This is a genomic window from Flexivirga endophytica, from assembly GCF_014640635.1.
GTDB classification, from domain to species: Bacteria; Actinomycetota; Actinomycetes; order Actinomycetales; family Dermatophilaceae; genus Flexivirga; species Flexivirga endophytica.
In genome coordinates, this window is sequence record NZ_BMHI01000003.1 from 37,705 (window position 1) to 60,557 (window position 22,853).

24 protein-coding genes and 3 tRNA genes are annotated in these 22,853 nt (G+C 67.9%); 9 read left to right on the top strand and 18 right to left on the bottom strand.

From position 1 onward, the window contains the following. Window positions 1-34 precede the first annotated feature (34 nt). The 4 genes from IEX71_RS08720 to IEX71_RS08735 are packed head-to-tail and all read left to right on the top strand — an operon-like array spanning window position 35 to window position 3,758. Complete coding sequence (locus IEX71_RS08720) at window positions 35-910, top strand: ABC transporter permease (RefSeq protein WP_188836646.1); 876 nt, start codon at window positions 35-37, stop codon at window positions 908-910. Continuing rightward, a complete protein-coding gene (locus tag IEX71_RS08725; protein WP_188836647.1) occupies window positions 907-1,893 on the top strand; it encodes an ABC transporter permease in 987 nt (328 codons plus the stop codon). The genes IEX71_RS08720 and IEX71_RS08725 overlap by 4 nt, the downstream gene beginning before the upstream one ends. Further along, window positions 1,886-2,950 (top strand): ABC transporter ATP-binding protein, encoded by a 1,065-nt coding sequence (locus IEX71_RS08730; RefSeq protein WP_229749603.1) that lies wholly within the window; start codon window positions 1,886-1,888, stop codon window positions 2,948-2,950. The genes IEX71_RS08725 and IEX71_RS08730 overlap by 8 nt, the downstream gene beginning before the upstream one ends. Next, window positions 2,943-3,758 carry an ATP-binding cassette domain-containing protein gene (locus IEX71_RS08735; protein ID WP_188836648.1) on the top strand — a complete coding sequence of 272 codons (816 nt, stop codon included), beginning with the start codon at window positions 2,943-2,945 and terminating at the stop codon, window positions 3,756-3,758. The genes IEX71_RS08730 and IEX71_RS08735 overlap by 8 nt, the downstream gene beginning before the upstream one ends. Window positions 3,759-3,909: 151 nt before the next feature. Here the strand turns inward: IEX71_RS08735 and rplA are convergent, their stop codons facing one another. The 6 genes from rplA to IEX71_RS08765 form a co-directional block, all read right to left on the bottom strand. Next, window positions 3,910-4,626: a 50S ribosomal protein L1 gene (rplA, locus tag IEX71_RS08740; RefSeq protein ID WP_188836649.1), complete on the bottom strand. Its 717-nt coding sequence runs from the start codon at window positions 4,624-4,626 to the stop codon at window positions 3,910-3,912. Between the two features lie 81 nt (window positions 4,627-4,707). Continuing rightward, window positions 4,708-5,136: a 50S ribosomal protein L11 gene (gene rplK / locus IEX71_RS08745; protein ID WP_188836650.1), complete on the bottom strand. Its 429-nt coding sequence runs from the start codon at window positions 5,134-5,136 to the stop codon at window positions 4,708-4,710. Between the two features lie 95 nt (window positions 5,137-5,231). Continuing rightward, window positions 5,232-6,068, bottom strand: coding sequence for a transcription termination/antitermination protein NusG (nusG, locus tag IEX71_RS08750; protein ID WP_373284617.1), 837 nt, complete (start codon window positions 6,066-6,068; stop codon window positions 5,232-5,234). 438 nt (window positions 6,069-6,506) lie between these two features. Then, window positions 6,507-6,749 carry a preprotein translocase subunit SecE gene (gene secE / locus IEX71_RS08755; protein ID WP_188836651.1) on the bottom strand — a complete coding sequence of 81 codons (243 nt, stop codon included), beginning with the start codon at window positions 6,747-6,749 and terminating at the stop codon, window positions 6,507-6,509. A 38-nt stretch (window positions 6,750-6,787) separates the two neighbouring features. Then, window positions 6,788-6,860, bottom strand: a tRNA-Trp gene (locus IEX71_RS08760). A gap of 180 nt (window positions 6,861-7,040) precedes the next feature. Beyond that, window positions 7,041-7,886: a hypothetical protein gene (locus tag IEX71_RS08765; RefSeq protein ID WP_188836652.1), complete on the bottom strand. Its 846-nt coding sequence runs from the start codon at window positions 7,884-7,886 to the stop codon at window positions 7,041-7,043. A 166-nt stretch (window positions 7,887-8,052) separates the two neighbouring features. On the opposite strand from IEX71_RS08765, the gene IEX71_RS08770 reads away from it, so the two are divergent. Further along, window positions 8,053-9,807 (top strand): RICIN domain-containing protein, encoded by a 1,755-nt coding sequence (locus tag IEX71_RS08770; RefSeq protein ID WP_188836653.1) that lies wholly within the window; start codon window positions 8,053-8,055, stop codon window positions 9,805-9,807. Between the two features lie 46 nt (window positions 9,808-9,853). Continuing rightward, the gene (locus IEX71_RS08775; protein ID WP_188836654.1) at window positions 9,854-10,945 is read left to right on the top strand and encodes an adenosine deaminase; all 1,092 of its coding nucleotides are present in this window, start codon (window positions 9,854-9,856) and stop codon (window positions 10,943-10,945) included. Here IEX71_RS08775 and IEX71_RS08780 read toward each other — a convergent pair. The 3 genes from IEX71_RS08780 to IEX71_RS08790 all read right to left on the bottom strand — a co-directional run bounded on the left by IEX71_RS08780 (window position 10,928) and on the right by IEX71_RS08790 (window position 13,136). Next, window positions 10,928-11,353, bottom strand: coding sequence for an NUDIX domain-containing protein (locus tag IEX71_RS08780; protein WP_188836655.1), 426 nt, complete (start codon window positions 11,351-11,353; stop codon window positions 10,928-10,930). The two genes, IEX71_RS08775 and IEX71_RS08780, sit on opposite strands and share 18 nt — an antisense overlap. A gap of 41 nt (window positions 11,354-11,394) precedes the next feature. After that, the gene (locus IEX71_RS08785; RefSeq protein ID WP_188836656.1) at window positions 11,395-11,766 is read right to left on the bottom strand and encodes a hypothetical protein; all 372 of its coding nucleotides are present in this window, start codon (window positions 11,764-11,766) and stop codon (window positions 11,395-11,397) included. A 71-nt stretch (window positions 11,767-11,837) separates the two neighbouring features. Next, a complete protein-coding gene (locus IEX71_RS08790) occupies window positions 11,838-13,136 on the bottom strand; it encodes an MFS transporter (protein ID WP_188836657.1) in 1,299 nt (432 codons plus the stop codon). Between the two features lie 51 nt (window positions 13,137-13,187). Between IEX71_RS08790 and IEX71_RS08795 the strand changes: the two genes are divergently transcribed. Further along, window positions 13,188-13,787: a MarR family winged helix-turn-helix transcriptional regulator gene (locus IEX71_RS08795; RefSeq protein ID WP_188836658.1), complete on the top strand. Its 600-nt coding sequence runs from the start codon at window positions 13,188-13,190 to the stop codon at window positions 13,785-13,787. Here the strand turns inward: IEX71_RS08795 and IEX71_RS08800 are convergent. The 9 genes from IEX71_RS08800 to IEX71_RS08840 all read right to left on the bottom strand — a co-directional run bounded on the left by IEX71_RS08800 (window position 13,753) and on the right by IEX71_RS08840 (window position 20,084). Then, window positions 13,753-14,901 (bottom strand): UDP-N-acetylmuramate dehydrogenase, encoded by a 1,149-nt coding sequence (locus IEX71_RS08800; RefSeq protein WP_188836659.1) that lies wholly within the window; start codon window positions 14,899-14,901, stop codon window positions 13,753-13,755. The genes IEX71_RS08795 and IEX71_RS08800 overlap by 35 nt on opposite strands. Then, the gene (locus IEX71_RS08805; protein WP_188836660.1) at window positions 14,901-15,314 is read right to left on the bottom strand and encodes a MaoC family dehydratase; all 414 of its coding nucleotides are present in this window, start codon (window positions 15,312-15,314) and stop codon (window positions 14,901-14,903) included. Before IEX71_RS08805 ends, IEX71_RS08800 begins: the two co-directional genes overlap by 1 nt. After that, window positions 15,311-15,763 (bottom strand): FAS1-like dehydratase domain-containing protein, encoded by a 453-nt coding sequence (locus tag IEX71_RS08810; RefSeq protein ID WP_188836661.1) that lies wholly within the window; start codon window positions 15,761-15,763, stop codon window positions 15,311-15,313. Before IEX71_RS08810 ends, IEX71_RS08805 begins: the two co-directional genes overlap by 4 nt. Window positions 15,764-15,962: 199 nt before the next feature. After that, window positions 15,963-16,133, bottom strand: coding sequence for a 50S ribosomal protein L33 (rpmG, locus tag IEX71_RS08815; protein ID WP_188836662.1), 171 nt, complete (start codon window positions 16,131-16,133; stop codon window positions 15,963-15,965). A 49-nt stretch (window positions 16,134-16,182) separates the two neighbouring features. Beyond that, window positions 16,183-16,256, bottom strand: a tRNA-Met gene (locus tag IEX71_RS08820). 28 nt (window positions 16,257-16,284) lie between these two features. Next, window positions 16,285-16,357: transfer RNA gene (locus IEX71_RS08825), tRNA-Thr, on the bottom strand. Between the two features lie 76 nt (window positions 16,358-16,433). Continuing rightward, window positions 16,434-17,294, bottom strand: a complete 861-nt coding sequence (locus IEX71_RS08830) for a MaoC family dehydratase (RefSeq protein ID WP_188836663.1) — start codon at window positions 17,292-17,294, stop codon at window positions 16,434-16,436. 74 nt (window positions 17,295-17,368) lie between these two features. Continuing rightward, window positions 17,369-18,736, bottom strand: a complete 1,368-nt coding sequence (locus IEX71_RS08835) for a 3-oxoacyl-ACP reductase (protein ID WP_188836664.1) — start codon at window positions 18,734-18,736, stop codon at window positions 17,369-17,371. A gap of 67 nt (window positions 18,737-18,803) precedes the next feature. Continuing rightward, entirely contained in the window at window positions 18,804-20,084 is a 1,281-nt protein-coding gene (locus tag IEX71_RS08840) for an acetyl-CoA C-acetyltransferase (RefSeq protein WP_188836665.1), read from the bottom strand. 82 nt (window positions 20,085-20,166) lie between these two features. On the opposite strand from IEX71_RS08840, the gene IEX71_RS08845 reads away from it, so the two are divergent. Further along, entirely contained in the window at window positions 20,167-20,847 is a 681-nt protein-coding gene (locus IEX71_RS08845) for a TetR/AcrR family transcriptional regulator (protein WP_188836666.1), read from the top strand. 91 nt (window positions 20,848-20,938) lie between these two features. Then, a complete protein-coding gene (locus IEX71_RS08850) occupies window positions 20,939-22,846 on the top strand; it encodes an acyl-CoA dehydrogenase family protein (RefSeq protein ID WP_188836667.1) in 1,908 nt (635 codons plus the stop codon). Window positions 22,847-22,853: the final 7 nt, after the last annotated feature.

A 22,853-nucleotide genomic window follows, 5' to 3' on the forward strand; every position in this document is an offset into this window, starting at 1 on the left:
CCGATCGCCGATAGCTCTCGCCGTCCGTCGGACCATGCGCTCCGGCGCGGGTCGGGCGGGGGCGGTAGCGCTGCTCCTGGTGATGATCGCGGGGTTCTGTGCTCCGTTGCTGACCGCACTGGAGGGACAGAACCCGAGCGACTTCAACGGCGACCTCGTCGACGGCAACAACGGCGGCAATCCCTACGGCAGTTTCGGCGGGGTCAACGGCAGCCACTGGTTCGGCGTCGAGCCCGGCACCGGGCGGGATCTCTTCGCGCTGGTGGTCTACGGCCTGCGCACCACGATCCTGATCGCGTTGGCGGCCACCGTCGTCTCGGTGATCATCGGCACCGCCGTCGGTATGTCGATGGGCTATCTCGGCGGCTGGTTCGAGACCGTGCTGGGCCGGTTCGTGGACTTCATGTTCGGCTTCCCGACGCTGCTGTTCCTCATCGCGTTGCAACTGATCGTGCCGTCCGACATACCGAAGCCGGTCGTGCTCGCCGTCGTGCTGGCGGCCTTCGGCTGGGTGGGCACGGCACGACTGATCCACACGCAGACACGGCAGCTCGCAGCGCGCGAATTCATCGACGCGGCAAGGGCTTCCGGCACGCCTTTGCGCCGGGTCCTCGTCGGCGAGTTGTTGCCGAACCTGATCGGCACGCTCGCCGTCGTCGTCGCGCTCAGCTTCCCCGCGACCGTGGCGGTGTCGGCCGGCCTGAGCTTCCTCGGGGTCGGCATCGGCGCAGACACCCCTGACCTCGGCGTCCTCATCGGATCCTCGATCACCTGGACCTACACCGGAGCGGATGCGGGCTACCTGATCTTCCCGTCCATCGTGCTGCTGCTGATCGTGCTCGGCGCCACCCTCCTCGGAGACGCCCTGCGCGACGCCTTCGACGTGCGCACCGAGGAGAACGCCCGATGACGTCATACATCGCCCGGCGGCTGGTGGTCTCCCTGCTGGTGCTGCTCGCGATCTCCTTCTGCGTCTTCATGCTCTTCTACAGCGGACCGTCCGATCCCGCCCGCGTGATGTGCGGAAAGCCCTGCCAGCCGGAGCGACTCACGCAGGTCAAGCACTTCATGGGCACCGACAAGAACGCCTTCGTGCAATGGCTCGACTTCCTCAAGGGACTCTTCGTCGGCCGGACCTACGGCACCGGCGCTGAGGCCGCGCATTGCTCCGCACCGTGCTTCGGCTTCTCGTTCGACCAGCGACAGTCCGTGACCAACCTGATCTGGTCGCGGCTGCCGGTCACCGCTTCGCTCGCGCTCGGCGGGGCCGCGGTCTCCCTGCTCGTCGGTATGACGCTCGGCCCGCTCGCCGCGATCTTCCGCGGCCGCTGGCCGGATGCCCTGGTCAGGGGCGGCTCGTTGTTCCTGGTCGCGACGCCGGCATACCTGTTGGGACTGTTGGGGATCCTGCTCTTCGGCTTCCAGCTCAACGTGGTCCCGGTGTCGGGGTATGTCGCCCTCACCGACAGCCCCGTGGACTGGGCGTGGCATTTGGTCCTGCCCTGGTGCGTCATCGGCCTGATCAACGCCGCAGGTTACGCACGCTTCGCTCGCAACCAGATGCTCGACGAGCTCGGCTCGGACCACTTGCTCGCGCAGCGGGCGACCGGTGCTCCGAAGCGGACGGTCCGCCGCGCCGCGCGACGCGGTGTGTGGGTCCCGATCACAACGCTCTTCGGACTCGATCTGGCGATGCTGCTCAGCGGGTCGATCTTCACCGAGCGGGTCTTCAGCATGCACGGCATCGGTGACCTGCTGATCGGTGGTGTCTCGAGCCACGATCTCGGGATCGTCGTCGGCACAGCGCTTTTCGGCGCCGCGCTGATCATCGTCGGCAATCTCGTCGTCGACATCGTGCAGGGTTCGATAGATCCGAGGGTGCGCCGTGGTTGAGCTAGGAAAGAACGGCGAACACGGCGGCTCTCGACACGCGGTGCACACCTCACCGTTACTCGACCAGCAGCCCGTGCTCAGCCTGCGTGACCTGCAGGTCACCTTCCGCGGCACGTCCGGTCCGGTGCCTGCGGTCAACGGAGTCACGCTCGAGGCGCACGCCGGCCAGGTCGTCGCGATCGTCGGCGAGTCCGGGTCGGGCAAGTCCGCCACCGCACTCGCGTCGATGGGCCTGCTTCCCGACTCCGCGACCGTGACCGGCAGCGTCCTGGTCGAGGGGACGGACCTCAACGCCATACCCGAGAAACAGCGGGTTCCGTTGCGGGGCAGCAGCATCGCGATGATCTTCCAGGACGCCCTCGCCGCGCTGAACCCCTACCGCACGGTCGGCCGGCAGATCATCGACGCCTACCGACTACATCACGATGTCGACAAGCGGACCGCCCGCGAGCGCGCCGTCGAGGTGCTCGATCGGGTCGGCATCCGCGACGCGACCCGGCGAGTCGACGACTACCCGCACGAGTTCAGCGGCGGCATGCGCCAGCGCGCGATGATCGCGATGGCCGTGGTCAACGACCCGACCATCCTGATCGCCGACGAACCCACGACCGCTCTCGACGTCACGGTGCAACGCCAGGTGCTCGACCTGTTGACCGGGCTCACCGACGACCTCGGTATGGCGCTGGTGCTCATCACGCACGACCTCGGCGTCGTCGCCGAGGTCGCTGACCAGATCGCGGTCATGTATGCCGGTCGGATCGTCGAATCCGGAAGTGTCCTGGACATTTTCGATCATCCGGCGCACCCCTACACCCAGGCCCTGTTGGGCGCGACGCCGAACCTCGAGACCTCTGGTCGGTTGGCCGCCATACCCGGTGTGCCGGCGTCCGGCACCAACCTGCCGTCCGGGTGCCCGTTCCATCCGCGGTGCGCCTTCGCGGCCGAGGTCGGCGAGGCGTGCCGCACGAAACGTCCGGTGCTGGAGTTGCGACCTGGCACCCCGGCACATCGGGCGGCCTGCCACTTCACCACGGACCGGGAGCTGCCCGATGCCTGAGCCACTGCTGAGCCTGCAACACGTGAGCAAGACATTCCGCGGCCGTGCGACACCCTTCGGGTCATCGGAGGCGAAGCATGCCGTCCAGGACGTCTCGCTCGACATCGCACCCGGCGAAACCGTTGCGCTGGTGGGCGAATCCGGCTCCGGCAAGTCGACTCTCTCCCGCGTCGCGCTCCGGCTGACGGACGCGACAGCAGGTCGGGTCCTCTTCGACGGCACCGACGTGACGCAGCTGCGGGGACGCGGTCTGCGAGCGCTGCGCCGCGAGTTGAGCGTCGTCTTCCAGGACCCGTACACGTCGCTCAATCCACGGCAGACCGTGGCACGCATCCTCACCGGCCCACTGCGCAACCACGGACTGCCGCGTGATCAAAAGGTTCTCGACGAGCTCATCACCTCGGTCGGCCTCGAACCGGAGCACCTGAACCGCTATCCCCACCAGTTCTCCGGCGGGCAACGGCAACGCATCGGCATCGCCCGTGCGCTGGCCACCCAGCCGCGGATGATCATCGCCGACGAACCGGTGTCCGCTCTTGACGTGTCGATCCGCGCCCAGATCCTCAACCTGCTCGGCGACCTGCGCGACGAACGCGGTCTCGCACTGCTCGTCGTGTCGCACGACCTCGCCGTCGTGCGTGGCATCGCGGACCGGGTCGCGGTCATGCAGGACGGGCGGCTGGTCGAGTCGGGGCCGGTCGAGCAGATCTACGCGGATCCGAAGGACCCCTACACGCGCTCGCTGCTCGATGCAGTGCCGGTGCCCGACCCGCACCGCCGCTCCCGCCCGCTGCCACCCACCGAATGACGGCTTCTTCGCCGAACGACGGTCGTATCCGGCCGTCGCTCGGCGAGGGAGCCGTCATTCGGCATGGTGCTTCTGGGCCTCGCCATACAAGAAAGCGACCGCCGTCCCGTGAGGGACGACGGTCGCTGTCCGTATGCCGTGGAGGCGTCGATCAGGCGTCGACGTCCTCGCCCAACAGGTTGCGCGTGATGGAGGCGTCGAGCGGGATCCCCGGGCCCATCGTGGTCGACATCGTCGCCTTGGAGATGTAGCGACCCTTGGAAGCGGCCGGCTTCAGACGCAGGACCTCTTCCAGCACCGCACCGTAGTTCTCGACCAGGGCCTTCTCGTCGAAGGACGCCTTGCCGATGATGAAGTGCAGGTTGGAGTGCTTGTCGACGCGGAACTCGATCTTGCCGCCCTTGATCTCCGAGACGGCCTTGGCGACATCCATCGTCACGGTGCCGGTCTTCGGGTTGGGCATCAGACCACGCGGGCCGAGGACCTTACCGAGACGACCGACCTTGCCCATGAGGTCCGGGGTCGCGACGACCGAGTCGAAGTCGGTCCAGCCACCGGCAACCTTGGCGAGCAGGTCGTCCGAGCCGACGAAGTCCGCACCGGCGGCCTCGGCCGCAGCGGCCTTGTCACCGTTGGCGAAGACCAGCACGCGGGCGGTCTTACCGGTGCCGTTCGGCAGGTTGACGGTGCCGCGCACCATCTGGTCGGCCTTGCGCGGGTCGACGCCGAGACGGAACGCAACCTCAACGGTCGAGTCGTACTTCGTCTTGGCACCGGCCTTGGCCAGGCGAACGGCGTCCAGCGGAGCGTAGAGCGCGTCCTTGTCGATCTGCTCCGCTGTGGCGCGGTAGCTCTTGCTGTGCTTCATATTGGATTCCCTTCCGGAATTGTGGTTGTGCGGGCCGAAGCAGGCCCAACCACGGTTGGTGTGGTCTTTCGACCAGCGTTGTTACTCGGTCTCGATACCCATCGACCGCGCGGTGCCGGCGATGATGCGCGACGCCTGGTCCAGGTCGTTGGCGTTGAGGTCGGCCATCTTCTCCTGGGCGATCTCGCGGACCTGGTCCTTGCTCAGCTTGCCGACCTTGTTCTTGTGCGGCTCGCCGGAACCCTTGGCGACACCGGCTGCCTTCTTGATCAGCTCGGCGGCCGGCGGGGTCTTGGTGATGAAGGTGAAGGAGCGGTCCTCGTAGACCGTGATCTCCACCGGGATGACGTTGCCGCGCTTGTCCGCCGTGGCGTCGTTGTACGCCTTGACGAACTCCATGATGTTGACGCCGTGCTGACCCAATGCGGGGCCGACGGGCGGTGCGGGGGTGGCCTGACCGGCCTGGATCTGCAGCTTGATGAAGCCGGAGACCTTCTTCTTGGGAGGCATACTTCTGTTCCTTTTCGTGGGCCGACGCCTTGGGCGATGACCCGGTTGCAATGTCCTGGCAGCCGAACGCTGTCAGGGGTGTGTCGTCATAGTCCCTAGATCTTGGCGACCTGGTTGAACGACAGCTCGACCGGGGTCTCCCGGCCGAAGATGGACACCAGCACCTTGAGCTTCTGGGTGTCGGTGTTGATCTCGGAGATCGACGCGGGCAGGGTCTCGAACGGACCCTCCATGACGGTCACGGACTCGCCGACCTCGAAGTCGACGTCCGCACCGGAGGCGGCCTTGCCCGGCTTGGCAGCCGAACCGGAAGTGGCAGCAGCGCCGGCCTCGGCCTCGCCCGCCGGCTCCTCGAAGACCGGGTTGAGCATGGTCACGACCTCGTCGATCGACAGCGGCGACGGCTGGTGGGCGTTGCCCACGAACCCGGTCACACCGGGCGTGTGGCGCACCGCGCCCCAGCTCTCGTCGGTCAGATCCATGCGCACCAGCACGTATCCGGGCATCCGCACGCGGGTGCCGGTCTTGCGCTGGGAGTTCTTGATCTCGGTGAACTCCTCCATGGGGACCTCGACCTGGAAGATGTAGTCCTCCATGTTGAGGCTCGTCATGCGGGTCTCGAGGTTGGCCTTGACGCGCTTCTCGTAGCCGGCGTAGGAGTGCACGACATACCACTCACCGAACTGCATCTTGAGGTCGGCGATGTAGGCCGCGCGCTGCTCCTCGGCGCTGAGCTCCGGAGCGTCCTCCTCGGAGTCGCCGTCGGCCTCGGTGTCGTCTGCGGAGTCGTCGCTCGCAACGTCCTCACCCAGGTCGGCGGCCTCGCCGGCGACCTCGGCCTCGGCCTCTTCGGAGCCCTCGGCGCCGTCGACGGCCTCTTCGTCGCGCTCGGCGTCCGCTTCGGCGGCGGCGTCACCGTCGGCCTCGGCGATCTCGGCGTCGATCTGCGGGTCGTCGGCGACGTCGTCCGCGGAAAGGTCGACGTCATTGCCGTCGTCCTCGGTGTCGGACTCGGTCCGGTGGATCGCGGCCAGCTCGGCCGGGTCCTCCGGGTCGGCACCCTCACGGGTCGAGTCCAGCGCCTGCTCGGTGTCGCTGTCGCCATCGGCGACGTCGAGGTCGTCCTCGATCGTCTCGCGCATGTCGTCCGCGGGGGCGTCGCTGTCGGCCTGGCGCTCGATGTCCAACGCCTCGGCGTCCTGGGCATCCTCAGCGCGCAGGTCGGCGCCCCACGCCTCGTTCTCGGCGCGGGTCGCGTCCACCTCCGCAGTCTCCTGCGGGTCCAGCTCGCCAGTCATTGCCCTGCTTTCCTTGATGTTCCGTGTCGTACCGGATGCTGCACGTGTATGGCGCCCTCGGCGTCATACGCCTCAGGCGAAGGTCCAGTCGACGAGGTGCACCAGCAGTTGGTCCAAGCCGACGACGTAGGCCATCAGGATCGCCAGGAAGACGATCAGCGCGATGGTGTAGCTGGTCAGCTCGTCGCGAGTCGGCCGCACCACCTTGCGCAGCTCGTCGATGACCTGCCGGATGAACAGCAGGATCGTCCCGAAGATGCCGCCCTTGGGCTTCTCGTCGGCGGAGCCGCGTGTCGAGGCGGTGCTCGTGCTCACGGTGACTCCTACATGTCGTTGGTGCTGGTGCTGTCGTGCAGGGCACGAGGGACTTGAACCCCCAACCCCCGGTTTTGGAGACCGGTGCTCTGCCAATTGAGCTAGTGCCCTCCGAGCTTTCAAGCCTGGTTTCACGCCAGTTTCGGGCATGCCACATCAGCTTGAGATTGATCGGTGGATCAAGCATACGGGTTATGGCCCGCTCCTCACAAAACGGTGGCCGGTCGATCGAGGTTCCCCGCGAGAGCACTTCACCGGGCGACCGCCGAGCGCAGCGCGCCATGTCGCGACTCAGTGACCGTCGGCGCCACCGGCGGCGCGATACGCCGAAGGCGTCATGGGCACCTGCCGGTCGCAGCCCAGGTTGGTGCATTCGCACGCATACGGGAACTCGCTCTCCGACGGCGCCTTGTCCCCGAGCGACGCGCGGAAGGCGGCGATCTGCACGTCGGTCACGGCGTTCTCCTCCCGTCGTATGGCGCGGCGCTGCTCGCCGTCGCGGGCCCGCGGACCGGCATCCAGCAGAGGCCGGAACAGCTCGGCCAGCACTCGCTCGCTCTCGTCCTCGTCCTGACCGCCGTCCATCTCGACACCGGCCAGGGCACGCTCAGCGGCGTCGCGCCGGATTCGGTCGGTGAGCAGCGCGTCCCGCTCCAACCGGCGACGGCGGGCACGCTCCTCGTCGCTCTCCTGCGCCAGCGGCGTCGGACTGTTGCGGATGCCCAGGCTGCGAGCGGTGAACTCCGTGGAGGGCAGCAACCAGACACCGTGCCGATTACCGGCCATCACCGGCTGCACCAGGTGCGGGAACAGTTGCGGGCCCTCCACCACGACCAGCGGGCCGCTGCCGCGAGCCACGATGTCGTCGACGATCATCGCGAAGCGCTCGGCGGCGTAATCGACGAAGTTCGCCGCCTGCTGCTCGGCGTCCGGGTCGATGTGCGACTGCTGGTAGTCCATGGCATGTGTGCGAGCCATCACCGGGTGGGTGGCCGGATCGGTGCGCTCCACGTGCGCGAACGTGTAGGCGTCGACCGGGTGGAGCCGCAGGTCGTGGCGGTAGGCGAGACGTCGCGACAGCGTCGACTTGCCGGCGCCGCTTCCGCCGCCGATCCACAGCACATGCGACAGGTCCATGCGTGCAGCCTAAGAGGGTTCGACCACGATCACACAGAAACCATCAATGACTTTTGCTGAATCTTTTGGCTTCTAACGCTCACTTAACGTCATTCGCTGGCTAGCCTCGAATACGCCAGGCCGCAGAACCCCTGCTGCGCCTCGCCGAGAAGATAGAGGTCAAGACATGCACCGGACCAGCACGTTCCGCACCGTCGGAGTGGCCGCCATCGCACTCGCGACGGTCGCCTCCGCACCGGGCGCCCAGGCCGCCGCCGCGGCGCCGTCATACACCGTCGATGTCGGCACGATCGGCACCTACAACCACCCGACCGACACCCCCGCCGCGCCGTTCATCGACGCCGACGGCACCTTCCACTTCCAGCAGTCCGCCTCCCTCTACAGCGCGGACAGCGTGCACGAGTGGGAGTTCTACACCGGCAAGGACATGGACACCGCCACCAAGGACGAAGCACTGTCCACGGCCGCGGATCCTGCCAACCCGCAGGACAGGAACGACGACACCGTATGGCGCTGCCTCAACGGTCCGACCGGCCGCGAAGCCACCGCGACCCCGACACCGACGGGGTACTCCTTCGCCAACTACTGCGATCTGGTCGGCACCTGGGTCGACCCGGACACCGGCAACTGGATCGGCTTGGTGCACAACGAGTTCACCCCGAAGCCGTTCGCCGACGGCCTGCACTACGACGCGATCGACTACGCCGTCTCGACCGACCACGGCAAGACCTGGAAGATCAAGGGCCACGCGCTCACGTCGCCATACAGCACGAAGCGCGGCGACACGAAGGCGTTCCCCGAGCAGACCTATTACTACGGCGACGGCGACCCGCGGTTGTTCGTCGACATGAAGTCCGGCTACTTCTACGTCTATTACGGCTCGCGGATCGTCGACAAGGGCGGCAGTTGGGGCGGCTTCACCGAGCACGTCGCACGTGCCCCGATCAGCGGCAAGATGGCGACCGGCACGTGGCAGAAGTACTACGACGGCGCGTGGCAGCAGCCGGGTGTCGGCGGCAAGGAGAGCGGCGTCGTCTCGACCGACAGCTCGGCGACCGGGTATATCGCGCCCGACAAGGAGTACGACCCCACGAACAAGGGCACCTGGCGCCAGCAGCAGGCCGACGGCACCCTGCCGCCCAACTCCGACCTGTTCATCCTGAACATCGCGTATGACGCCTACCTCGGCAAATACATCGGCACCCCGGAACGTATGTCGGACAACACCCCGCAGCGCATCTACGCCACGGACGACCTGGCCCACCCGAAGTGGGAGCTGGTCGGCGACACCGGCTCGGCATACGCCAACAGCAGTTGGTACCGCTGGCTGATCGACCCGGTCAGCAAGACACAGGGCACCACGGTCGGCAAGACCTTCCGCAGCTATTGCTCGATCGCCTGCGCCAACGGTTCCGACGGCGACTACGCGACGATCACCATCGACAGCGACCAGCCGGCGAAGTCCCCCGTGCGCGCCGGGCAGGACTACCTGCTGACCGCCGGCGGCGGAGTGCTGGGCACCGTGGGCTCCAAAGCTGTTGTGACGCGAGGTAATTCAGCCTCCGCGCACTGGAACTTCACCTCGAACGAGGACGGTTCCTACACGGTCGTGAATGCCGCTTCCGGGCTGGCCCTCGGTGTCGATGACACGGGCAGGGCCGGTCGTGCCTGGGGCGCGACGACGAAGGTGTCATCGGTGGCCGAGTCCGGGCCGGCCGCAGGACAGCAGTGGTTCATCCAGGCCACGAAGGGCAAGGGTGGCAACGCTTTCCGCCTGGTCAACCGCTACAGCGGCCTCGTGCTGGACCTCGGCGGCAACACGGGCAGCGACGCGCTGACCCAGCCCTACCGAAACTGGATCGGTGCGCCCGGCACCCCGAAGCCGGCCACCCAGGCAGTGCGCCTGCTGCCCGTTGGCTGAGCCACCTGGCAGGAGACACCGCATCGCATTCCACTAGGTTCGGGTCATGCCGGGCCAGACGGACGCTGACCGGTCGCTGCACCCGCAGCGGCCGGTCGGCGCGTCTGCGCGGTCGGTCCTTGCCCTGCCGAAGGCCCACCTGCACCTGCACTTCACCGGCTCACTGCGGATCGCGAGCCTGCGGGAACTGGCCGTCAAACACGGCGTGCGACTGCCCGAATCACTGCTGGCCGACTGGCCGCCGACGCTGTCGGCCCGCGACGAGCGCGGCTGGTTCCGTTTCCAGCGCCTGTATGACGCCGCGCGCGCGTGCGTGAAGGACGAGTCCGACCTGCGCCGCCTCGTGCGGGAGGCAGCCGAGGACGACGTCGCGGAGGGCTCACGCTGGCTGGAGATCCAGGTCGACCCCACGTCGTACGCCGGCGGGCTGGGCGGGATCACCCCAGCGCTGGAAATCGTGCTGGACGAGGCGCGGTCCGCGAGCGCCGACCTCCCGATCGGGGTGGGAGTGATCGTCGCCGCCTCGCGGCTGAAGCACCCGATGGACGCCCGCGCGCTCGCCCGGCTGGCCGCGAAGCACGCGGGCGATCAGCCCGGTGAGGTCGTCGGCTTCGGCCTCTCGAACGACGAACGCCGCGGCACCACAACAGATTTCGCGCCGGCGTTCAGGATCGCCCGCAGGGCCGGCCTGGCCAGCGTGCCGCACTCGGGCGAGCTGCTCGGACCCGACGCGATCACCGAGACCGTGGCATCACTGCAACCGACCCGGCTGGGTCACGGGGTGCGGTCGGTCGAATCACGCTCGGTGCTCAACCGGGTGATCGACTCCGGCATCGCGCTCGAGGTCTGCCCGGGTTCGAACGTCGCGCTCGGCGTCTACCAGGCACCCGACGAGGTGCCCCTGCGCACCTTGGTCGACGCCGGAGCGACGGTCGCGCTCGGCGCCGACGACCCACTGCTCTTCGGCAATCGCCTTGCGGATCAATACCGTTCGGCCCGCGAGGACCACGACTTCACCGACCACGAGCTGGCCGCGCTGGCCCGGTCGTCCATCGACGCATCGCTGGCGCCGGCGGACGTGCGCCGGGCGGCATACGACGACATCGACCGCTGGCTGGTGTCAGTTCCGGGCGACTAGCTCGAGGGCACGGTCGACGATCGCGACCCGGGGACCCGCGTCGCCGACCTCCGTGAGCCGGATCCACCGAGCGAAGTCGGTCGTGCCGTCGACCTCGGTGGTGCCGAGCTGACCACCGGTGATCGTGGCATCGAAGAGCACCCGCACCGACTTGAAGGGGCGCCCGCGGCCATCATCGGCGACCGTGAACGAGTCGGTCGTCAGTGGAGCACCTACCCGGACGTGGTAGCCGGTCTCCTCGTAGAGCTCGCGCACCACGGCTTCTTCGATCGACTCGTCGAATTCCACGCCACCGCCCGGCAACGTCCAGCCCGGCGTGCTCCCGTTGAACCAGCTGAGCAGGATCGCGCCGTCCCGGACGATCACGGCATATGCCGCCAGCCTGGTGTCGTATTCGGTGAAATGCATGGGCGGCATCCTCGCACGGGAGGCCCTCCCACCACAGGCGCTCACCAGCGCAGGCCGGCCTCCTCCAGCGTCGCCTCGACCTCGAGGCGTTCGACCGAGGACCACTCCCGAGGCGGCAGACCGTCGTCCACTTGTAGTGCGGTGCAACAGGATTCGAGCACGTCGTCATACGCCAGGGTGGTGGCCCGCAATCGGTGCACGCGCGCCGCCGCCTGCGACGACCGCAACACGTCGAGCTCGGCATACAGCCGGGTCAGGTCGGCGGAGAGCCGGCCGATGTCCCGGGGAACCGGCGACGGCCCGCGACGCTTCGCAGGGCGCGGCATGATCCAGTGGTGCACCGCCTTGTCGGCGGCGACCAGCAGAGCCGCCGGCGCCACACACACCGCCGCATATTGGATCAATCGCCACATCGCGACCTCCCACGTGCCACTTCCATGGTGACACCGAGCGGGCTTCGGCGCGAGTGGTCCGACCCGGCCGGTCAGCTCGCGTGCGCAGCCGGCACGCTGCACGGGCACGGCGGCACATCCGGAGTCGGCAGCGAGTGACGACCACGGTGCACGACGGCGGAGCCGGCGACGGAAGCGCCCGCGAGCAGCGCCACCGCACCGGCGTAGCCGAGGCTGGTCGACCGCAGTCCCACGTGGGTGGTGAGGACACCGGCGACGACGGCCGGAATGCTGAACGCCAGGTATGACGCGGTGTAGACGCTTGCGATCAGCGCCGCGCGGTCGGCGGGTGACGCCGACGCGGTGACCGTCCGGAACGCCCCCATGAAGGACAGCCCGAAGCCGACGCCCGCGATCGCCGAGCCGACCAGCAGCAGCCAGACCCACAACTGCCCGATGGCCAGTGCCGTCACCGCGAGTCCGCCGATGAGGGTCAGGCAGCCTGCCGTCATCGCGGTGCTCGCAGCCAGTCCGCGGCCGGCGACGGGAGCAGCGGCGCCGGTGGCCATCAGCAGGAAGATCAGCAGCCCGCCCCAGAGGTGGTTCGCCGAACCGGCGAGCTGCCCCGCGAGCGCAGGACCCAGCGAGAGGTAGAGACCGCCGAGCGACCAGGTCGCGATGAGGCACGGCAGCGCCGCGAGGAAGGCGCGACGCGAACTCACCGGCACACTGACCGTCGGCCGCAAAGACGCGACCGCGCCCGGCGACCGATGGCCCGGCTCCGGCATCCGGGCGACGGCCGCCAGTCCGATCACGGTGGTGGCCAACATGATCCAGTAGATGAGTCGTGTGGGGTTCGGCCCGTACTGCACGAGCACGCTGGTCACCATCGCGCCGAGCGCGAGGCCGAATGACGGCGCACAACTGTTGACCAGGGATGCCGTCGCCGCACGGCTGGGCGGCTGCAGCTCGAGCAGCGCTGCGCTCAACGCGCTGGTGGCGGCGCCGGTTGCCAGGCCTTGCACGCCGCGGGCGACATACAACGCGGTCAGCCCGTGCGCGCCGAGGAACAGCACCATCGCGAGTGCCTCGGCGACCAGTGCGCCGACGATCACGGGGCGTCGCCCGATGTGGTCGGACAACGCTCCGAGGATCAGTAGGGCGGCGAGCAGGGTGACCGCGTAGACCGCAAACACCGCCGTCACCGTGATCGCCGAGAGATGCCACTGCGCCGCGTATGTCGGGTAGAGCGGCGACGGCGCGCTCGCCGCGAACATGAGCAGCGCGAGCAGGCTTGCGATCAGCCAGAACGAACCGGATCCGGTTCTCAGCACCGTCCGGCCGCGGACGCTCTTCGCTTCGCTGATCTCGCTGTGCATACCAACCCCCACGGGAAACTAGTTTGGATTCAAACTTTATTCTCGCGACGTTACGCTTTCGCGATGGGAGCGCGCAACGAAAATCACCGAGCGGACGAGAGCAGCGATCCCATCGCCCGGGTGCTGGAAGGCTGGCGGGTCGAGCGCCCGGACCTCGACGTCGCCCCCATCGCCGTGACCGCTCGCCTCTCCCGACTGAGACAGGCACTCGGCACCCGGCTCGAGGCGGTCTTCGCCGCCCATGGCCTCAGTGGTGCCGACTTCGCCGTGCTCGCCACGATCGTGCGGACGGGTGGCGATCCGTTGTCGCAGCGCCGGCTCGGGGAGGAGCTCAATCTGACGCCGGGGACGATCAGTGTCCGTGTCGACCGGCTGGTTCGCGACGGACTTGTCGCGCGAGTGCCCGACCCCGCGGACGGCCGCGGCCAACTCGTCGGGCTGTCCGGTGCCGGACGTCAGCGTTTCGAGGCGTGCGCTCCGGAGCACCTGGCCAATGCTCGACTGCTGACGAGCGGCATCACCCGAAGCGAGTTCGACGAGCTCGGCCGACTGCTCGGAAAGCTGCTGACCTCACTCGACCCCGATCAACCGAACGCCGAGGGCGAGACCCGCCAGAGGCACCAGGCGACTACAGCTCGTGGCCGACGAAGATCGGCTCGTTGACGAGGGTCACGCCGAAAGCGTCGCGTACGCCGTCACGGACCTCGCGGGCCAGGTCGGCGACGTCGGAGGCCTTCGCGTCGCCCCGGTTGGTGATGGCCAGCGGGTGTTTGGTCGACAGCGCTGCGGGGCCGGGCATGCCGTGGCCCTTGTCGAAGCCGGCGTGCTGGATCAGCCACGCGGCGCTGGTCTTCACCCCGGTCCCCCGGGGTCCCCGCGAAGTATCGGGGGAGCGTAGCGGAGGAGAACTTCGTGGGGTGGACTCTTCGGTGGGCCAGTGTGGCGGGGCGGGGGCGTCGGTGCCGAGGCGTTCGGCGGCCACGCGAGAGAGTTCGTCATACGCACTGGCGCTGATGATCGGGTTGGTGAAGAACGAGCCGCAGGACCAGGTGTCGTGGTCGTCCGCGTCGAGCACCATGCCGCGCCGACGGCGCTGTTCGAGAACCGCTTCGCGGGCGTCACCCAGCGGCACGCGCGCCCCGAGGTCCACGCCGAGGCCCTTTGCGAGCGCCTCGTAGCCGACCGGCTGCGACAGCTCGGTCGGTCGCAACGCGAAGAGCACGTCGAGTACGACATACCGACCACCGCCGCGGAACGAAGAACCCTTGAAAAGTGAATGCCGATAGGCGAATTCACAGTCGGCGTTGGCGAAGGTCCGCACCTGCTGGTCCTGGCGGTCCCAGGTCCGCACGGATGCGATCGTCTGCGCGACCTCCTGGCCGTAGGCGCCGACGTTCTGCACCGGCGTCGCACCGGTAAGCCCCGGTATGCCGGACAGCGCCTCCACGCCCGACCATCCCTCGGCGCAGCAGCGCGCGACGAAGTCGTCCCATTCCTCGCCGGCCGCGACCCGGACATGGACTCCCCCACAGTCGTCGGCCGACTCCACGTCGATGCCGCTGTTGGCGATGCGTAGCACGGTGCCCGGGAACCCATCGTCGGCGATCACCATGTTGGACCCGCCGGAGAGCACCAGCAGCGGTTCGTCCGCATCATCGACCTCGCGGACGACGTCGACGATCTCGTCGGGCGTCTCGGCCACCATGAAGCGGGCAGCAGGCCCGCCGACGCGCATGGTCGTGAGCGGGGCCAGGTCGACCCCGTTCGCCTCTCGCATCAGGCGGACTTCAGCGCCACGGTCGCCCGTGCGCGGACCAGGACCTTCTGCTCACCCGAAGTGGCAGTGATGTCGACCGTCGCAGCGTCACCTTCCACGGACTTGACCGTGGCGCCGACCTCGATATCGGCGCCGCCGTCATACGGCACCGGCACCGGCGCGCTGAAGCGCACGCTGTATGACGTCACCCGTCCGGCATCGCCCAGCCAGTCGACGACCGGCTGGATCGCGGCGCCCATGGTCCACATGCCGTGCGCAATCACGTCCGGCAGGCCGACGGACTTCGCGAACTGCTCGTCCCAGTGGATGGTGTTGAAATCGCCACTCGCCCCGGCATACCGGATCAGCGTGGCGCGGTCGACGTGGATCGTCCGGCCGGGGATGACCGTGCCTGCCTCGATCTGCTCGCTCATGCGTTCTCATCTCCCCGGATCACCACGACCGAGGTCGCGCTCGTCACCAGCTCACCGTCCACCGTCGTGATCTCGGTGCCCATCGTCACCATCGAGTGACCGCCCGCCTGGCGGACCTTCTCGATCGTCGTGGTCGCCTGCACCTCGTCACCGGCGACCAGCGGCCGGTGGTGCTCGAAGCCCTGCTCACCGTGCACGAGCCGGCTGTAATCGATGCCGGCCTCCGGGTCGGTCATCACGTTGGCGTCGCCCTGCTGGGAGATCATCACTGCCATCGTGGGCGGTGCGATGACGTCGGCGTACCCGCGCTGGCGCGCGACCTCAGGGTCGAAATGCACCTCGTCGGTCGCACCGACCGCCTTGGCGAACTCGGCGATCTTCGCGCGTGACACGACATACGGCGCGGACGGCGGATAACTCCGCCCGGCCACCTCAGGGTTCACAGCCATGGCGCCAGACTAGTAGGGGTGGCCCCGACGGGATCCCACACACCCGCCGAATGACGGCTTCGTCGGCGAATGACGGCCTGATCGGACCGTCGCTCGGCGAGAGAGCCGTCATTCGGCAATGGGTGCACACGCGAAAGTGGCCCCGGACCGTTGCCGGTCCGGGGCCACTTCGTGATGCGTTCGGTGCGAGCTGCTGGTGTCAGCGGGTCTCGCGGTGCAGCGTGTGCCGCTTGTCACGCGGGCAGTACTTCTTGAACTCAACCCGGTCGGGGTTGTTGCGACGGTTCTTCTTCGTCACGTAGTTGCGCTCTTTGCACTCAGTGCACGCCAAGGTGATCTTGGGGCGAATGTCTGCGCTCTTGCTGGCCACGGCAACCTGCTCTCGGAGTTTCTGTCTTTGGTGCGTATGTCTGTCGTTGTAGCGGGGGCGGGGCTCGATCCCGCGACCTCACGATTATGAGTCGTGCGCTCTAACCAGCTGAGCTACCCCGCCTCGGGGATGGACCTCTCAGGCCCACCAGAGCCCCCAAACGGAATCGAACCGTTGACCTTCTCCTTACCATGGAGACGCTCTACCGACTGAGCTATAGGGGCCTGCCTGATCGAGCGCGACAAGGCTGTCGCCCTGCTCGAGCAGCGCAGCGAAAAGGCTACCGTAAAGCCTCTTCGATCACGAAATCGGCGAAACCTCCCCACGGACAAGGAGCGTTCCCTTGCGGTTGTTCCGCAGTGCCAGGTCCCAGGTTTCACCCGTCTGACGCGCCACGTGACGCACCGTGCCCGGGATCAACACCGGCTTGCGGAAGGACATCGTCGCGACATACGCGTCGGGCAGACGGTTCTCGACCGAGGCGAGCATCGCCGCCTGGCTCCACATGCCGTGGGCGATCGTGGACGGGAAGCCCATCGCCTTGGCCGTGATGGACCGCATGTGGATCGGGTTGACGTCACCGCTCACCGCGGCGAATCGGCGGCCGAGGTCGCCCGCCAGCCGCCAGACCATGCCAGCACCGTCGGGCGATTCGGTCTCGTCCGGGTGGGGCGGCACGTCGCCGTCGATCTTCTGACCGCGGTAGAGGTATGTCGCCAGCCCCTCCCACACCAGCTCGTCGCCGACGTGCGCCTGTGACACGACGTCCACCTGCACGCCGCTCTTGTGCGGGCGCGCGTTGGTCGTCCAGGTCGACAGGTCGAGCGGCTCGCCCAGCCGGATCGGCCGGTGCACCGTGAGCGTGTTGTCCAGGTGCACACTGCCCATCAGCGGATAGGGATAGCTCTTGTCCGCGAAAAGGGTTATCTGCAACGGGAATACGAGGTTGTGTAGGTAGGTCGCGGGCAACTCGTCGCGCAGGCCGAAGCCGCACACGTGGTTGTAGTCCGCGAGCGCGCCCGGGTCGACCTCGACCCCACGGCGAACGACCTGCAGGTCGGGCAGGCCGCCCTTGTCGTCGTGACTACGAGAGGTCGCGACGGCCCGGGCGAAGATCTTCGGCAGGCTCGGGGCGCTCTTGAGCTCGATGACTTTCGTCATATCAGTCCCTTTTCCTCGTGCCTCTTCCCTCGCCTGCGGGCCTCGCAAGCTCCTGTCCTCGGCTCGGTCGGCACTCAGGCCCCCAGCTGGCTCTGGCCGCAGACGCGCAGCACTTGGCCGGTGACACCGGCCGAGCCGGGCTCGGCGAAGAAGGCGATGGCCTCGCCGACATCCACCGGGCTACCGCCCTGCAGCAGCGAGTTGAGCCGGCGGCCCACCTCACGGGTGGCGAACGGGATCTTGGCGGTCATCTCGGTCTCGATGAAACCGGGCGCGACCGCGTTGACGGTGATCTCACGGTCGGCGAGGTTCTGCGACAGCTGACGCACCATCCCGATGACACCCGCCTTGGACGCCGCATAGTTGGACTGGCCGCGGTTGCCGCCGATGCCGCTGATCGATGCGACACCGATGATGCGGCCGCCGTCGGCCAGGCCGCCCTTGACCGAGGGGTCCAGCAGCGTCTTGTTGATCCGGAACTGCGAGCGCAGGTTGACGTCGAGCACACTGCCCCAACGGTTTTCGTCGGTGTTGACGAAGAGCTTGTCGCGGGTGATGCCGGCGTTGTGGACCATGACGTGCAGCTTGTCGCCCTTGCGCGCGACGGCCTCGGCGATGCGGGCGCCCGCGTCCTCGGCTGTCACGTCGAGCTGCAGCGCGGTAGCGCCGAGGTCGTTGGCGACCTTGCTGAGCGAGTCACCCGCGGCCGGGATGTCGACCAGGACGAGCGTCGCACCGGCCCGGGCGAAGACCTTGGCGATCTCGGCACCGATGCCGCGAGCGGCGCCGGTGATGACCGCGACACGGCCCGCCAGCGGGTGACGCCAGTCGGTCGCGTCCGGGACGTCGGCGGCGCGCACGCGCACCGGCTGACCGGAGACGTAGGCCGACCGAGCGGACAGGAGGAAGCGCAGCGGAGCGGCGAGCACGGAGGAGTCGCCCTGCGCGTCCTGGTCGACCCACAACAGGTTGGCGGTGCTGCCGCGCAGCATCTCCTTGCCGATGGAGCGAGTGATGCCCTCCAGTGCCTGCTGAGTCGCAGCCGCCTCGGCGTCCTGCAACTCGGCAGGGGTGGTGCCGATCACGACGAGACGTGCGGACGAACCGAGCTTCTTGATCGCCGGGCCGACGGTGGCGCGCAGCTCGTCGAGCTGGTCGAGCGTGCGAGCGGCCGTGGCATCGAAGACGATCGCCCCGAGCTTCTTGTCGTATGACGCCTCGGGCGACGCCGGCACGACGTCCCCGCCGGAGGCCTTGATGATGCCCGTGGCCCAGCCTGCGACGGGTGCGTCACCGATGCCTGCGACGGCGGCCGGCCCGGACAGCAGGTCCTGACCCTCTTCGTAGCGGCGCAACCGCGTCGGCCGCGGCAGGCCGAGTTGGGTGGCGATCTTCTTGCCGACCGGGTTCGTGTTGACGAGGTTGGAGTAGGTGTCGGTCATGCTTTCTGTCGCTCCTCTTTCCTTGCCTGCGGGCCTCGCAGGCTCGTGTCCTCGGTTCGGTCGGAGCTCATTCGCAAGCCTCCAGGATCGCGACGACGCCGAGTCCACCGGCGGCGCAGATGGAAATGAGTGCACGGCCAGAACCCTTCTCGTGCAACATCTTCGCGGTGGATGCGACGATCCGACCGCCGGTTGCTGCGAAGGGGTGCCCCGCGGCGAGCGAGGAGCCGTTGACGTTGAGCTTGTCACGGTCGATCGAGCCGAGCGGCGCGTCCAGACCGAGCTTCTCCTTGCAGAACTCCGGGCTCTCCAGCGCGGCCAGGTGGCACAGCACCGTCGAGGCGAACGCCTCGTGGATCTCGTAGAAGTCGAAGTCCTGCAACGACAGGTTGTTGCGCTGCAGCAGGCGGGCGATCGCGTATGGCGGAGCCATCAGCAGGCCCTCGTTGCCGGTCACGTAGTCGACACCGGCGGTCTCGCCGTCCACGAACCGCGCCAGCGGCGTGATGCGGTGCTCGTCGGCCCAGTCGCGGGAACCGAGCAGCACCGCAGACGCGCCGTCGGTGAGCGGTGTCGAGTTGCCCGCGGTCATCGTGGCGCCCTCGCCCTTGCCGAAGACCGGCTTCAGCTTGGCCAGCTTCTCCGGAGTGCTGTCGGGGCGCAGGTTGTTGTCGCGGGAGACACCGAGGTAGGGGGTCAGCAGGTCGTCGAAGAAACCGCGGTCGTATGCCGCCGCCAGGTTCTGGTGGCTGCGCGCGGTCAGCTCGTCCTGCGCCTCGCGGGTGATGCCCCACTCCTTGGTGGTGATCGCCTGGTGCTCACCCATCGAGAGACCAGTGCGGGGCTCGCCGTTGGACGGCTGGTCCGGCGCGAGCTGCCCGGGGCGGATCTTGGCCAGCGCCGAGATCCGCTGTTGCGGTGTCTTGGCGTAGTTGACCTTCATCAGCGTGCGGCGCAGCGAATCGTTCACTGCGAGAGGGGCATCCGAGGTCGTGTCGGAGCCGCCGGCGATGGCCGAGTCGATCTGGCCGAGCGCGATCTTGTTCGCGGTCAGGATGGTCGCCTCGAGGCCGGTGCCACACGCCTGCTGCACGTCATACGCAGGAGTCGTGGGCGACAGGTGCGAGCCGAGCACCGACTCGCGGGTGAGGTTGAAGTCGCGCGAGTGCTTCAGCACCGCGCCGGCGGCGACCTCGCCGAGGCGCTCGCCGGCCAGGCCGTAGCGCGAGACGAGGCCGTCGATGGCCGCCGTCAGCATGTCCTGGTTGGAGGCCTTGAGGTATTTGCCTCCGGATCGGACGAACGGGATGCGGTTGCCGCCGAGGACGTAAACGTCGCGAACACTCATTGAGGAATCTCCCATGATTCACTACTGAAAATTACCGATACTGAGAGTAGCAGGTACAGCGCGTTTCGGATACTCTCGGTGCATGAGCGGGCGCCAGGACACTCGAGTCGACGGTCGCGATGCGCGGTGGGCCGAGCATCGTGAGCAGCGTCGGCGTGAGCTGACCGATGCGGCGCTGCGGGCGATCCGGCACCACGGCGCGACCGTCGGGATGGACGAGATCGCCGCGGAGGCCGGCACCAGCAAGACCGTCATCTACCGCCATTTCGGCGACCGCCTCGGCCTCTACCTCGCCGTCTGCGCGAGCGTCGACAGCAACGTCCTCGGCGACCTCCAGCAGGTGCTCACCCACGTTGGGGAAGCCGCCGGAGCGACCCCGCTCGCAGGCGACACCCGTGCCGTCATCGAGGCGGTCATCGACAGCTACTTCGCACAGGTCGAGCGCGATCCGGAGGTCTATCGGTTCGTCGTACGCCGTCCAGCGCTGAACGTCTCCCCCGAGGACGACCCGGTCATCGGGATCAGCGACACCATCGCCGACGTGCTGCAGCCGATCTTCGCGGATGCGCTGCGCGACGCCGGCCAACCGACCACCGCTGCACGCATCTGGGCGCACGGGCTGATCGGCTTCGTCCGGGAGTCGGCCGACCGCTGGCTGGCCGATCCCGACCGTCCGGCACGCGCCGAGATCGTGCGGCACATGGCGGAATTCGCCACCTACGGATTGACTGGAGCCCTCGGCCTCGACACAAGGAGTATTTGATTCAACACAGGCGACCAGGCTTGCCCAGCGGAAGATCGCCGGGGCGCCAGGTCCGAAGATCTTCCGCTGAACAAGCCTGAAGGAGCACGGAATGACCGACCCTGTTGCAGACCAGTTGCGCGATGTCCTCGATGGTCGCTGGATCGAGTTGCGGCAGCGAGCACGCAAGGAACTGCCCGCCGAGCTGATGCTGGCACCCGCCGGTCTCACGACCGAGGAGCACCGCGACCGGACAACCGAGTCGTTGCTGAAGCTGGCCGAGATGGGTTTCGGGCGCGCAGGATTCCCCACGGCGTTCGGTGGCGAGCTCGACTACGCCGCCTCCTGCGTGCTCTTCGAGATGCAGGCGTTCGGCGACCTGTCGTTGCTGGTCAAGACGGGCGTGCAGTTCGGCCTCTTCGGTGGCGCGGTCGCTCGACTGGGCACGGAGCGACACCACGCGACATACCTCGAGGACATCATGACTGGGCGGCTGCTCGGCTCGTTCGCGATGACCGAGGTCGGTCACGGCAGCAACGTCCAGGCCCTGGAAACTATTGCGACGTATGACGACTCGACCAAAGAGATCGTCATCGACACCCCGACCGAGGGTGGCGTCAAGACCTACATCGGCAACGCGGCGCGGGACGCCCGGATGGCGGTCGTCTTCGCCCAACTGGTGACCGGCGAGGGCGAGCACGGCGTGCACGCGGTGCTGGTCCCCGTGCGTGATGAGGACGGCAATCCATTGCCCGGCGTGACGATCGGCGACAACGGACCCAAGGGCGGGTTGCCCGGCGTCGACAACGGCACCTTCTCCTTCGCCAAGGTCCGCGTGCCGAAGGCCAATCTGCTCAACGCTTTCGGCGACATCGATGACGACGGCCAGTACGTCTCCGACATCGACAACCCGAACCGTCGTTTCTTCACCATGCTGGGCACGCTCGTGCGCGGCCGGGTCTGCGTGGGCGGCGGCTCCGGCGCCTCGGCGAAGAAGGCTCTCGCGATCGCCCTGCGGTATGGCGCCACCCGCCGCCAGTTCGCCGCGTCGGAGGACCAGGACGAGATCGTCGTGCTGGATTACCTTGCGCACCAACGGAAGTTGCTCCCGCGTCTGGCGAAGTCGATCGCACTCAGTTTCGCTCAGAACGCCGTGACCGAGCGACTGCAGGAGTTGCAGGGCGGACCGGCCGACGCAGAGCGCGACGTCGAGGGTCAGCGCGAGCTCGAGTCACGCGTCGCCGGGCTCAAGGCGGTCACGACCTGGCACGCGCTCGACACCATCCAGGCCTGCCGCGAAGCCTGCGGCGGGGCCGGTTACATGGCCGAGAACCAACTCACCCAGATGCGCGCCGACGTCGACGTCTTCACGACGTTCGAGGGTGAAAACACCGTGCTGCTGCAGCTCGCCGCCAAGGGCCTGCTGACGGACTACAAGGCGATGTGGGGCGACCTCGATGTTCCCGGCATGGTCGGCAAGGTCGCCGGCCAGGTCGGCGAGTTCATCGTCGAACGGACCACGGGCCGTGCGGGCATCCAGCGTCTCATCGACGCCGCGACCGGCCGGGACGACGAGACCGCCACCGACAGCCTCGCGTGGGCCGGCTCGATGTTCGAGCAACGCGCCGACCACGCATTGGAGACGCTCGGCAACAGGTTGCGGAAGGCCACGAAGGACAACGCTTTCGAGCTGTTCAACAATGCGCAGGATCACGTCCTCTTCGCCGCCCGCACGCACATCGACCGCTGCGTCCTGGAAGCAGCGGTCGACGCACAGCAGGGCATGTCCGACGGCCCCGCCAAGGACCTCCTCGAACGAGTGCTGATCCTCTACGCACTCAGCTCGATCGAGGAGGACAAAGGCTGGTTCATCGAGCACGGCCGCATCACCACGGCTCGCAGCCGCGCGGTGACCGCGTCCGTGAACTCGTTGTGCCAGGAACTGCGCGAGCAGTCGACCACCCTCGTCGACGCGCTCGGCGTGCCGGAGGAGCTGATCACCGCACCGATCGTGCGGTGACGGCGAC